The organism is Spirochaetota bacterium (genome assembly GCA_038043445.1).
Lineage (GTDB): Bacteria > Spirochaetota > Brachyspiria > Brachyspirales > JACRPF01 > JBBTBY01.
In genome coordinates this window covers 1-12,404 of record JBBTBY010000061.1, presented here as the reverse complement: position 1 = coordinate 12,404, position 12,404 = coordinate 1, and the positions used below count along the sequence as shown (strand labels likewise).

The 12,404-nt window shown below is 55.7% G+C and carries 10 protein-coding genes; 1 reads left to right on the top strand and 9 read right to left on the bottom strand.

Features of this window, described 5'->3' with window-relative positions:
- From AABZ39_09090 to AABZ39_09065, 6 genes are all read right to left on the bottom strand, one after another.
- On the bottom strand, positions 1–585 hold a 585-nt coding region (locus AABZ39_09090; protein ID MEK6794919.1), incomplete at its 3' end, for a DUF2225 domain-containing protein.
- A 7-nt stretch (positions 586–592) separates the two neighbouring features.
- Positions 593–1,564 carry an NGG1p interacting factor NIF3 gene (locus tag AABZ39_09085; GenBank protein MEK6794918.1) on the bottom strand — a complete coding sequence of 324 codons (972 nt, stop codon included), beginning with the start codon at positions 1,562–1,564 and terminating at the stop codon, positions 593–595.
- Between the two features lie 125 nt (positions 1,565–1,689).
- Entirely contained in the window at positions 1,690–3,288 is a 1,599-nt protein-coding gene (locus tag AABZ39_09080; protein MEK6794917.1) for a sulfatase-like hydrolase/transferase, read from the bottom strand.
- Positions 3,289–3,299: 11 nt separating this feature from the next.
- Positions 3,300–4,031 carry an AraC family transcriptional regulator gene (locus AABZ39_09075; protein MEK6794916.1) on the bottom strand — a complete coding sequence of 244 codons (732 nt, stop codon included), beginning with the start codon at positions 4,029–4,031 and terminating at the stop codon, positions 3,300–3,302.
- Positions 4,028–4,432, bottom strand: a complete 405-nt coding sequence (locus AABZ39_09070; GenBank protein MEK6794915.1) for a DUF1761 domain-containing protein — start codon at positions 4,430–4,432, stop codon at positions 4,028–4,030. Before AABZ39_09070 ends, AABZ39_09075 begins: the two co-directional genes overlap by 4 nt.
- Before the next feature lie 27 nt (positions 4,433–4,459).
- Complete coding sequence (locus AABZ39_09065) at positions 4,460–5,125, bottom strand: hypothetical protein (GenBank protein ID MEK6794914.1); 666 nt, start codon at positions 5,123–5,125, stop codon at positions 4,460–4,462.
- 131 nt (positions 5,126–5,256) lie between these two features.
- On the opposite strand from AABZ39_09065, the gene AABZ39_09060 reads away from it, so the two are divergent.
- Positions 5,257–6,987, top strand: a complete 1,731-nt coding sequence (locus AABZ39_09060) for a DNA repair helicase XPB (GenBank protein ID MEK6794913.1) — start codon at positions 5,257–5,259, stop codon at positions 6,985–6,987.
- Between the two features lie 352 nt (positions 6,988–7,339).
- Here the strand turns inward: AABZ39_09060 and AABZ39_09055 are convergent, their stop codons facing one another.
- The 3 genes from AABZ39_09055 to AABZ39_09045 form a co-directional block, all read right to left on the bottom strand.
- A complete protein-coding gene (locus tag AABZ39_09055; GenBank protein ID MEK6794912.1) occupies positions 7,340–7,918 on the bottom strand; it encodes a flavodoxin family protein in 579 nt (192 codons plus the stop codon).
- A gap of 3 nt (positions 7,919–7,921) precedes the next feature.
- Complete coding sequence (locus AABZ39_09050; GenBank protein ID MEK6794911.1) at positions 7,922–8,839, bottom strand: hypothetical protein; 918 nt, start codon at positions 8,837–8,839, stop codon at positions 7,922–7,924.
- Positions 8,840–8,932: 93 nt separating this feature from the next.
- A complete protein-coding gene (locus AABZ39_09045) occupies positions 8,933–12,343 on the bottom strand; it encodes a carbohydrate binding domain-containing protein (protein MEK6794910.1) in 3,411 nt (1,136 codons plus the stop codon).
- Positions 12,344–12,404: the final 61 nt, after the last annotated feature.

Below are 12,404 nucleotides of genomic sequence, written 5' to 3'. Positions count from 1 at the left end.
GATGGATGCCGTATAGTATTTTTTCGATTTGTTCAGGAAGAACGGTATGAGCTCCGAGTAGTGATCGTTGGGGGTCTGCTTGACGAGGTCTTCGAGGAGCCACGAGCAGCGAAGCGCGCATATCCCTTTGCGCAGCGTCGGGAAAACGTTCTTCTTATGGAAGTTGTACCCTGTCATGGCGAGGAAATAGCTTGCCGCCCCGTTGATGAGATCGCGCGGTTTTTCGAAATTGAGATCGCGCCCGAATATCACCTTGGCGTATTTGACACGGTTGGGCTTTTCCAGATGCGCCTCGTCGCGGCGGGCGGGATCAAGCTTATGGAAATCCTCGTTGAAGACCGCATAACAGCATTCCGGGCAGACGGCGACGACGTAGATGAGCGGGTTCACCCTGCCGTATTTCTTGCTGTCCTGATATGTTCGACGCAGGTCGTTGCGCAGACTCCCGGCGATTATCCTTCCGCCGCCCGTGTACATGAACTCATGTGAATACTCGTGTTCGCACACCGGACATTTCCGGGGCGTTTTCTCCAGGTAGCTTACTTTCGGCGATTTACTGTCATCTTCCTTTTCTTCGTCCGCCATGGAACCCTCAGCGTTTCACGTAATAGTAGCCGGATGTCGCGACGATATCGAACTGGCTCTTCGTCGCCTGCATGATGCGCGAAAAGAGGAGGTTCAATCCCAGACTGTCGCTCCCCATATGACCGGCGCATACGATATTGATATACGATTTCTCACAGCGCTCGCGGTGCTTGTCCGGTATATGCATCACCACCAGCGTGCCGATGCCGGCGCGTGCGAGCTGATCCATCTCTTCTTCACTCCCCGAGGTCCCGCCGGTCATGTGGAAATAGACCTTGCCGGCGCGGTTCTTCTCCGAGCCGTTGAAAAGGTTCGGCGCATTATTGTCCTTTACAGAGGCCTGATATTCGGGTAATTCACCGAGTATTTCGAGGATGTCGCCGACCGTATAGGGCTTCTTCTCGGCGATGAGCGCGGAGAGGAATTGATCGACCTGATTATCGGCGACGGTATGCATGCAGACCATCGGTATCCCGAGGAGCCGTGCATGGTCCACAGCACGGGTATGATTGTTGGGCGAAACGCTTCTCCCGACCTCCCGTATGCGTTTGCTGAGCGCGCCTTCCGCCTGCGCTATGGGCACTCCGTGGCGGGCGAGCACTTCGGCCTGCATATCCATCACTTCGTAGAAATTAGCGTAGGCACGCCCTTCGGGGTGATGTGCGATGACGCAGTCGATGCCGGCGCCTTTTTCGTTCAGGCGGTCGGTAAGGAGCACTTCCGGCGCTTCCATATCGATGCCGACGATGACCTTCTTTACCTGTTTCGAGACATCCCCGTTGAGTATGCGGCAGTCCACATAGGGGTTCCAGAGCGTCTCTTCATCGAACGACGCTTTTTTCTTCGCATCGGTGATCTTCTCGAATTCCTTCCTGCGGCGCGCGAGTTCTTCCCCCATGAAGATGCTTCCCCGCGGGTCATGTGCGATACCGGCCTTGACGCCGGCTTCATGCAGTTCTTTGATGGTCAAATTCGCCATACGTTCTCCCCGGAATAGTGCTTCCCTGCTACTATACCCATAACAGGTGTTTTGTCAAATTCGGCGCATACTGCCGAATCATTACCTGTGGTTTTATTATTTCTTACGTGTTATTTTGGGGATGCTTACAAGGGGAAGAGCAGATACGTATCGTCGACGCGGTAGCGGAAATCCATGACGCGCGGCCAGCGCGCAGGTGTGAGCCCGCGCTCCCAATCGGCGATGCTTTTCTTCATGGCGTTCACGACATCAGGGTGTTCCGCCGCACGGTCATTGTGCTCGCCCGGGTCATTCCCGATGTCATAGAGCCAGGTGCGCCCCGCGCGGTCATCGACGATGATCTTCCATTGATCGCGTATCGCCGCGCGTACATACAGCGTGCGCCAGAAGAGCATACGCCCGCGGTCCGAACCGTTCTCAAGCCGCGACAGGTCCACGCCGTCGATGGGGCGGTCTTTCGGTCGAGGTATCCCGACCGACGCCATCGATGTCGCATAGATATCCATGAGCGATACGGGAGCATCGACCGTTCTCGGGGCGATATGCCCCTTCCAGCGCATCATCATCGGCACGCGAACGCCGCCTTCGAAGAAGGTGAATTTCCCCTGTCTGAGCGGGAGATTATCGACGCCGGCATACGTCGCAGCACCGTTGTCGCTTGCAAAGAATACGAGCGTATTCTCATCGAGGCCGCACTCGGAAAGCGTGCGTGTTATCGAGCCGATGGCGTCATCGAGCGCGGATATCATCGCGTAATACACCCGGCGATTATGGTCCGTGATATGCCGGAATTTATCATAGTAAGATACCGGGACCTGAAAAGGCGTGTGCGGTGCATTGAACGCTGCATACAGGAAGAAGGGCGAGCCCGCGGACGCCTTCGTCCGAATGTGATCATTCACCTCTCTCGCAATGGCGAACGTGAGATATTCCTTTTCATCGATGATGACGCCGTTCTTTCGTATCGCAGAGAGTCCCTTCCTCTCCTGCGCCCACATATGCCTGTCAGAAAAATACGTGTGCCGCGATGATACGATGTTCGTCGCATTGACCGGCGCATAGAGCGTGAACGCTTCGTAAAAGCCGTACTGATCGCGGAAACCGCGTGCGGTGGGAATGCGATCACTGCCGTAGCCCAGATGCCATTTGCCGATGCATGCGGTCGCGAAACCTGCGCGCGAAAGTATCTCCGGCAGCGATATTTCCTCGGACGGCATGCCCTGTGCCGCATATGCCGACTCCGGCGGTACCGGCGCGAGCGGGGCTATCTGCCATTCGCCTGTGCGTGGAAGGATGAAATTTTTATACGCATAGTATTCGAGCCGGTTCTTCGGATAACGGTTCATCGGCTGAAGCTCGAAACCTGTCCGCTGATGATACCGTCCGGTGAGGAGCGATGAGCGCGACGGTGCGCAGATAGGAGAGGTGCAGTAGGCGCGCGTGAAGGTGACGCCCTCAGCGCCGATGGCATCGATGTTCGGCGTTGCGAGATTCGTTCCCCCGAAGCGGGAGACATCGTAGACGCTGAGGTCGTCGGCAAGCAGTAAGATGATGTTCGGTCCGCGGCGAGGCCGTACCCCGGAAAGATAATCGTTCTTCCGGGCGCGCAGGCGTTCATCGGCCACTATCACCAGGCGTTCATCGGTGAGCGGCCATACGAGCCAGGCACATGCCGCGGCGAGCACTATCGCGGCGGTGATGATGAGGATACGATGCGGCTTCATCGCGGCTCCGATCATACGCTCAATGAGCGGAATGCCGAGGGCGAAACCCCGGTGACCTTCTTGAACACTTTGCTGAACGAGGCGATATCGGCATACCCCGAGGCTCGGGCTATTTCGGGCATGGCGCGTTCACGGAAGAGGAGCATCTCCTTCGCCGCTTCGATGCGCATCGAGCGCAGGTGGTCCGCCGGCGTCGTCCCGAAATACGTACGGAAGCGCTTGATGAAATGGTTCACCGATAGCCCGTGCATCTCGGCGAGCAGGCGGTCGGTCATCGGCTTTTCACGGTTCGCCGCCATATACGCCGCGACCTCGTCCATGAGCGTGTCGCGCCCTGTTACCGATGTGATCATGTACTTGTAAAGGAATATCTCCATGTAGCGCGATGCCAATTGCAGCCGGTGGCGGTGCGGGCTTACGTATTCATCAAAAACACGTCCGAGGATGTCGCTCATGCCGTCGGTCAGAGCGATGTTCATGAAGCCGCCGGGGATGGAGAATTTGAAATGCGGCGCGAATTTCACCACCGACATCGTCACCGGGACGGGGAAACGGTAGCCGTGCCTGAGGCCCGGAGCGACAACAGCGATCGAGCCGGAGCGGATCTCCTCTACGCTTTTACATTCGAGCTCTGCTCTGCCTTCATGGATCCAGTCGATCTGCCAGAAATCATGGACGTGCATATCCGCTTGTGACAGTGCCGGCGCCGTGTTCTTTCGATTGCAGACGATGAACCGTATCATTTCCAGAGCGTCAGTATCACGGTGACGATCAACGTGCCGAGGGCCTGATACCCGGCGTCGATGCCGAAGAGCGCGGGTTTTGTCTTGAAGAGCACGGTGCCTGCATTGAGCGGCAGTACGGAGAACGCGGTTATTCCCGCGGCGACAAGGATGGCGTCCTGTATCGATACGCATCCGAAAAGCTTCACGACGAGGTACAAGCCGAGCACGTACAGTGCAGATGCCACCACGTGACCGAGGAGGGGGAGCGCCGGCGTAACGTTGGACCGGCCCATTTCGGTTCCGGTCTCCTTTGCCCAGAGTTCACCGAAGAGAAAGCTGTACCAGAGGAATCCGAGCAGGAAATACGCGGCAACAGAAACAAGATACGGCAGCCAATTGAAGTGGAATGAAGCGTTCATTGATAACTCCGGGGATACTGTCGATCGCTAACGCAGCATAAAGAAGCCGACTTTCTGGTCCGGGGTGAAAGCGAACCCCCAGATATCCCACCCGTCCTTTGTCCGCTGTACGATGGCCGTGCCGGCGGCGAGAATATTATCGAATTCCTCGTACTCATACAGGCCATAGGTCATGCCGATGAGCCGGAGCATGAGAACGGTCACTTCGCTGCCTTTGAACGATACGCCGTAGCAGCGATGATGTGATCTGTGATACCCTTCGATCGCGCGCGTCATCTCGCCCGTGTCCTGCACCGTTCTCTGGTAAAAGGCATCATAGGCGGGCTTTATCTTCAGGTACAGGATATACACCTGAGAGGCGGTGTATCCGATGTCAATTGCCACCCATTCCTTCATTTTTTCGCTTTCGAGCGGCGTATCGAGGTCGGTGTCGATGGGATAGGGGATTATCTTCCAGTCGTCGATCTCGAAATTCTTATCTTCCCGATAGACGAGATAAATGCCGCGCTCGGCACCTTTCTCGATGACCTCGATGCCCGCAGGGAAATAGCCGACCTTCCAGAGCTCGTTCAGTTCGCCGCCGAGTTTCTTCAGATCGATGGGGTGCTTCTTGATTATCGGCGCAAGTTCGGCGAACAGCGGCGCAAGTGAGGTGAGCGCGAGCATGAGAACGAACCGTTTGATCTGTTCCATCAAGTGCTCCTTGCCTTCTGCACAAGTGTAATGCACGATTGACAAAAAATCAACTGCGATGTAGCATCGATGCGCATTTTAAAATGGACGTCGTAACGTACGCCGAAAAGGAATGTATAGAAATCGAACATATGGGAAAAGAAAAACCGCTCATCATACAGACCGACGGATCGCTCCTGCTCGAGGTCGATTCGCCGCATTTCGTGCGCATACGCGACGAGCTCCTGAAATTCGCGGAGCTCATGAAGAGTCCCGAGCATATGTATACGTACCGTATCACGAACATCTCGCTCTGGAACGCGGCGAGCTTCGGCGTCACCGCGGAATGGATACTCGATTTCCTCAGATCGAATTCGAAGTATAAGCTTCCGCAGAACATCACGTTCCAGATACGCACGAACATCGAACGCTACGGCAAGGTGAAGCTCGTGCGCGAGGGCGATGCGCTCGTGCTCACTGCACAGGATAAGCTCATTCTCGATGAGATCATGGGCTTCAAGTCGATGCAGAAATATATCCGCGACCGCATCGATGACAAACGGCTTTCCATCGACGGGTCGTATCGCGGGAATGTGAAGCTTGAGCTCATCTACGCGGGGTATCCCGTCGAGGACCTTGCGGGGTATGTCGAGGGAAAACCCTATCCGATAGCGCTCTGCGAGACGACGCTCGCGGGGCTGCCGTTCGCGCTCCGTGAGTATCAGCGTGAAAGTGTGGAGCTCTATCATGCCGGCGGCGGTGCGCATGGCGGTGCGGGTGTCATCGTGCTCCCCTGCGGTGCGGGAAAGACCATCGTGGGCATGGCGGCGATGGCTGCGGTCAAATCGGAAACGCTCATTATCACGACGGGGATAACCGCGTGCCATCAATGGAAGAGCGAGATCCTCGATAAAACGGACATACGCGCCGAGGATATCGGCGAATACAACGGCGAGACAAAAACGATAAAGCCCATCACCATCGCGACGTATAAGATAATCACGTATCGCAAGAGCAAGACCGACCCGTTCACGCACTTCGATCTTTTCTTCAAGAACAAGTGGGGGCTCATTATTTACGACGAGGTGCATCTGCTGCCGGCGCCCGTCATACGCGTCACGAGCGAGATACAGAGTACGCGGCGGCTGGGGCTTACCGCGACCTTGGTGCGCGAGGACGGGCTTGAAAAGGACGTGTTCGGCCTCATCGGCCCTAAGAAATTCGATGTGCCCTGGCGCGAGCTCGAGAGCAAGGCGTTCATCGCCGAGGCCATGTGCTATGACATACGCGTTCCGCTCGAAGGCGATGTGCGCATGGACTATGTGGCGGCCACCGATAAAGGGAAATTCCGCATCAGCAGCGAGCACCCCGCGAAATACGATGTACTGAGAAAACTGCTCGATGTGCTTGCCGGGAAGAACGTGCTCATCATCGGGCAGTATATCGATCAGCTCGAGGAGATACAGAAGCTTTTCAGGTTTCCCCTCATCATGGGCAAGACCCCCCAGTCGGAGCGTGACGAACTGTATGCGGCGTTCAAGAAGGGCGATGTGAAAACGCTTATCGTGAGCAAGGTGGCGAATTTCGCCATCGATCTCCCCGATGCGAACGGGCTCATCCAGGTGTCCGGTACGTTCGGTTCGCGGCAGGAAGAGGCGCAGCGTCTCGGGCGCATCCTCCGGCCGAAACCCGGCGAGAACAAGTCGTATTTCTTCTCCGTCATCACATCGGATTCAAAGGAAGAGGAGTTCGCACATAAACGTCAGCTCTTCCTCACCGAGCAGGGGTATTACTACGAGATAATAGAAGGCGCGGAGATCGATAATATATCACTTGCGCCGAAGGTCGATGACGCGGATGGGACCGATACGGGATCCAAATAAAATACTTGGAGTGAGGGGGAGTATTTTGGCGAGGATAGGGGTTGCTTATGATTCTATTCGCGGCAGATATTTGAGATCAATTGCGTCGGAAGAACAGAGTCACCAGGATGAACAGGATGAGCCGGATTATATCGTCACAGACACACTCACCCCATCCCCCGGCCCCTTCCCCTCTCTCACGGAAATCTGTATCAATAGTACTATCTAAAAAATTTCGGAGGTCATTGCTTAATACACATCGCTTCTTTCATGGCGTTCCTGGTGTCATGGCGAGAAAATGTCATTCAAGACGCCTTCCCTTCTTTGAGGAAAAAACAGGAGTAAGGAAAGGAGCGCCACGATGAACCGGATTTCATTTTATCCCGTCAATAACTCTTTCAATTCGCTTGTCAATATCCTTGACCGTATCGATGTCCCCGCGTTTTTCCACTTTCGTGAAATACAGTGTCCGCATCTTCCGAATGCCGATAGTGCGGAAGAAGAAATCGGCAGTGAGCGTAACGCCGATGAAGCGCTTTTTCTTACGTGTGGCCCCGAGCGATACTATTATCCCGGTCCGTCCTCTGGTATCGCTTCCGGCTTTATGAATGAATCGACGCGCGTAGAGCATTTGACAGCGGTCGATGAATATCTTCATCAGGCTGCTCATCGAGAAGAAATAGAGGGGAGGGACGAGTACGACGACGCGCGAGCTTTCAAGGAGCGGATAGAGCGCCTGCATATCGTCCGTGATGACACAGTTATTGTCGCGTTCGCAGGAGAGGCAGGCCGTGCAGGGGCGTATATCCTTTTCACGCAGTATGATGTCGGTGTGCGAAAGCGAATGGCGTGCAAGCGCAGCCGCGATGTGTTCCGTCAGGATATCGGTATTCCCGCCTTTTCTATGCGCACCGGATATGATGAGCACATCGGATGATGCTGCGGCGGGCATGCGCTACAGCTCGAAAAGCATCAGGCTGAACTTGAAGTTAACGCCGATATGGAACGTGAACGCAAAGGGAGTGGTCGCTCCCGGATAGAAGAAATTGTTCTGATAGTTATAGAACCGGTAGCTCTGCCCCGCGGTCACGCCGAATTTCAGATCGAGATTATCCATGGAGAACAGCGTTTCCGCAAGCAGCGCGAAACCGATGCGGTAGTTGAAAAGGCCGGCAAGGTTCACGCCGAACACCAGATCGGTGCCGATATCGAAGTCGAAGTCGACGCCGGTGCGGAGGGTGAACCACGGGAGGAGCGGGAATATCATTCCGGTCCTGAATATGAGCACGGCATAGGGGTTCACGACGCGAATGAGCCCATCATTGAAACGGATGCCGATGAAATTAGCGCTTTCGTCGAACGCAAGGGCCGCCCCGTTGGTGAGGTACGGATTGATCCAGGCATCGTAACAGATGAAATTGTTGGAGTCGAACATCCTGAAATTGAAGCCGAAACCGCCGCCGACCTCCAGATACGGTGTGACGGGGACAACGCTCTCGCGGAACGGGAAATGCTGATAGCCGAGGTACATGATACGCGCCGCGTACGCTTCGTAGAGGAATGACTGCCGTTCGTCGATGGGCGTGTAGTTCGAAGGCGAGTGACGCCGAACGACATCGATATCGATCTCGGTATGCCGGCCTGCGATGCTTGACTCTCGCGTCATGAAGTCGGCGGTGTATCGATGATACAGGGTGAGCGTGGAAAGCACATTAGTACCGGTACGCGCCTGATCGAGCGTGTAGGGGGTGAGCGAATAGGATATGTGGAATTCGTCGAAGGGGCGTGCCGCCATGGTCTCTTTGTCCCTGCGGCTCGCTATGAGCGGGAGCGCCACGAGCGCTGCGGCGATGATGATAGCCCGTACCGTCATGATGCCATCATTATACAGCACATGTCATCCATAACAAGTGCACCGCGGTATAGGTGAAGGGATGCTATCGCGATGGCCGGAACGGATGATATATCACTTGCGGTCTATCTCGCCTGCTGCAGGGATCGCATCCATTGCTTCGGGTATCAGCGCTATCCAGTCGGCATTGAGCGATTCGCCGAGCTGCATGAACGAGAGCGTATGTCTGCCGGCGCTGAGATAGAATAGGAAGCCCGTATCGCTGCCATCGCCGATGATCCTTATCTTCCAGTCATCCGTATTGTTCGCGAAGCCGTCCGACGGGGGCGGACCCTGTGTCGAGTCGAACGCGATGTTCCCCGCCTCTTTGAAGGGCACTTTGCCGTCAATGATGATCGCTCTTCGCGGGTATTTCGATGTGCAGTATTTCATCGCGATACGATAGAACCCCGGGGATGATACATCGATCTCTTTCGTGAGAAGGTCACCGTAATTGTCCCAATTGAGTATACACACCTTCGCGTTCTTTTTCCTGTCCGATATCTTTATGCCGCTTGCCGGGGGTATCATATCCTCGGCCTGCAGGATAATGGTTTCACCTGCAGCGTTCCCTGCAGCAGGTGCGCGCGCGTTCTTTAAGTACGTTCCATACGGTATGGCATCGTCCGATGCGGGGTTCTTCACCCGCGTGATCGCCAGCGCTGTCGTAAGCTCCAGGTCGGAATATGCCGCCGCGGAGCGTACCGATAAGCACTTGACCTTGGTGAGGACGGCGTTCGACCAATCGATCACAGTTATCGTAAAGGGGCGGTTCGCTGACATCGCGATGGAGACATGTTCCCAGGACAGTGAATACGATGCCGGGCCGATCTTCTGCACATCGATCGCTGTCCCTGTACCGGTGTGAAAGCGGAACCACTCATCCCCGGCAGGACGTTCTGCCTTCATAACGGCTTTGTCGGTGATCGTCACCGTTCCCTGTGCGGTCCAATCGACTTTTCGCCGCCAGGATGCGACATCGGTATATGCTTCGGTGCCGATGATGGTGGCGCTTCCGCCGCTGTCATCCAATCGATGGACGACTATGGGCGTGGCTGCATTCCCGAGAGAACGCGGCTTTGCCCCCGGTGTCTGCAGTATGCTGTGCCCCTTGACATTGGCGAAGATGTCATCGAATCCCGGTGTCGCGTATCCCGGGGTTCCCGATTCGACGATGACAGGCCGAATGCCGTTGTATATCGATACCTGTCCGTTGTCGCGGTGGATATGGAAATTATTGTGCGACCCGCCGCGCAGCCAGAGACCGATATCGGTATTGATATCCCAGCCGGTGCGCCAAGTGAGTATCTGCTGATCGCTGAAGAACGAAAAATTCGCAGGCGGCTTCATCGTTCCCGGTATCTTCGGCGCGTAGTACGAGTAGACGAGCGATGCCCAGTCCGACGGGAATTCGCCGAAGAGGTTTTCCGCTGTCCATGCCCCGGCTTTATCGTCAGCGACGAGCGTTGCAAAAAGATAGAGCGGGTGCACGCTCGTGCCGTAGCGCGCGGTGCCGCAGTCGAAGGCGTTCACGGTAAAGCGCCCGGGCATATGCATCTGCGTGTACCAGGTGCTGAAATTCCTGGCGAAAGGATATCGTGCGAGTCGCGCATCGCCCGCAAGCTTCATCGGGAACATGGCCATGAAGAGCAGATGCGTCGTCATCGTGGCATACGCGAAGCCTTCGGCGAAGCTCCCGCTGTCGCCCTGCGAAAGACATGTCTTCGAAAGCCCGAGCACGGAGAACTCATACGCGTCGCGGTTCTTCTCGTCACCGAGATAAAGACAGGCAGCGGCAAGCGCCGTGAGCGGGAATATCCACTGATTCGATTCGAACGCCTTCGCGCTCACATACCACGGTACGGCATCTTTGTAATCAGCCATGATGCGGTCAATTTCTTCCTGCAGGAGTACGCGGAGTTTTGCCTTGAGCTCTTTCGGTACCCGGTCTCCCATGATGGTGAGGACGTTCACAATGCCGAGGACGCCCCAGCCGGTCGCGAGCCATACACCGTCGCCGCGCGGTCCGAGCTTTCTCGTCGGCGTATACGCTGTCCATCCAGGACGCTGCAGCGGTTTCCAATGCTCGACGACCTCCGTGAGCTGGCGTATGATGAAATCATCGATGTCGCGATTGTCGGTGCGGCGTGCGGCGATGGCTGCGACGACAAGATTGTTAAAGAGAAAACCGTTCTGGTTACAGTCCGACATGGCAAGTGCGAATGTCTCTTCATTTGGGCCCGCATTTTTCGCTCGTCCGTCGAGATGAGCCGGGAGAACGTCTTTGAGGGCATACACACGGGTGATGATGCTGCCCCCGGCAGTGCGTTTTCCGGTGTCGACGATCTTGCCGAGGATGGCGGCGATGTTTTTATCGCTTTCAGCCCGTTTGAATATCTCTTCCCACGGATAATCCGGAAATACAAGTTTCCCGCCCCAGGGTTCGATTCTGTCAAGTGCTACCTGGATCTTTTTCGTTGTCGCCATGGCTGCCGAATCCTCTGCGGATAACTGCGGTGTCATCTGAGCATTCCCCCCGACCGTGATACCGCTTATCTGCCATGCAGTATCCTGCCTCGGCTTCAAGTCCCAGCCCGATGCATTGAAGGTCACCCGATCGATGCTGTGCCATCCCTTCGGGTTCCGCGATCGGGAGAATTTCGTCAGCGGTATCGTTATGTCCTGCCAGCCCGGTATCGGTTTTACCCGGTACAGAAAATAATCCCCGGCGCCGTTCTCGTTCGAAGATACGATGGTGATGATGTATTCGGCGTCATTTGCCGGACCGGCATGGAACCGGTACCTGAGTTCGCCGTACTTCGACCAATCACGCGGCACGGACCTCGATGCTATCGCTCCGCCTTTTGCTGCGTCATCCCATTTGAACGATGGTTTGTCCGAAGGCGATGCCGTGTCCGCGGAGCAGCCTGACCACCGCTCAATATCCTTCTCGGTATAGAGAAGAGCGAGCCCGTCTATGGACGATCTTCCCGTCAGCACGATGGCCCCGAATGAGACCGCGGTATCCGCTTTCGGCTGTATACCCCAGCCGAAGGAATTGAACACGATCTTGTCTACCTTGTGCCATCCGACCGGCGAACGTGTCGGCTGGAATTTCTTGAGCGGCATGGAGATATCCTGCCAACCCGGTATCGGCTTGAAGCGGTAAAAGTAATAGTCGCCTTCGCCGTTCGTGTTCGACGATATGACCTGTATCATGAACTCCGCGCCGTTATCGCTTGCAGTGAACAGCGAGAACGAGAGCGCCTCGACCCCGCTCCAGTCCGACGGTGCGTTCGTGGACAGAAGCTGCCGTCCTTTTCCCGCACCATCCCATTTCATCGAGGGGCCGTTCTTGGTGTGGAGAGCGTCAAGCGATGCTCCCGACCAGCGTGCGATGTCTTTCTCGCCGGAGTAGAGCGGAATATCGGCGGCATAGAGCTGCACCGCGATCGAGAGAATAATAATGATGCGGTATTGAAGCATATGTTCCCCGTATGAACAGAGGTAGTGTATAGTATACTACAAGCCTGATGAAATGCACTTG

Bases quoted from the DNA above. Each gene is read 5' to 3' on its own strand.
- AABZ39_09070 (MEK6794915.1), bottom strand. From the start codon at position 4,432: ATGAACGCTTCATTCCACTTCAATTGGCTGCCGTATCTTGTTTCTGTT.
- AABZ39_09075 (MEK6794916.1), bottom strand. From the start codon at position 4,031: ATGATACGGTTCATCGTCTGCAATCGAAAGAACACGGCGCCGGCACTG.
- AABZ39_09080 (MEK6794917.1), bottom strand. From the start codon at position 3,288: ATGAAGCCGCATCGTATCCTCATCATCACCGCCGCGATAGTGCTCGCC.
- AABZ39_09085 (MEK6794918.1), bottom strand. From the start codon at position 1,564: ATGGCGAATTTGACCATCAAAGAACTGCATGAAGCCGGCGTCAAGGCC.
- AABZ39_09065 (MEK6794914.1), bottom strand. From the start codon at position 5,125: ATGGAACAGATCAAACGGTTCGTTCTCATGCTCGCGCTCACCTCACTT.
- AABZ39_09060 (MEK6794913.1), top strand. From the start codon at position 5,257: ATGGGAAAAGAAAAACCGCTCATCATACAGACCGACGGATCGCTCCTG.
- AABZ39_09055 (MEK6794912.1), bottom strand. From the start codon at position 7,918: ATGCCCGCCGCAGCATCATCCGATGTGCTCATCATATCCGGTGCGCAT.
- AABZ39_09050 (MEK6794911.1), bottom strand. From the start codon at position 8,839: ATGACGGTACGGGCTATCATCATCGCCGCAGCGCTCGTGGCGCTCCCG.
- AABZ39_09045 (MEK6794910.1), bottom strand. From the start codon at position 12,343: ATGCTTCAATACCGCATCATTATTATTCTCTCGATCGCGGTGCAGCTC.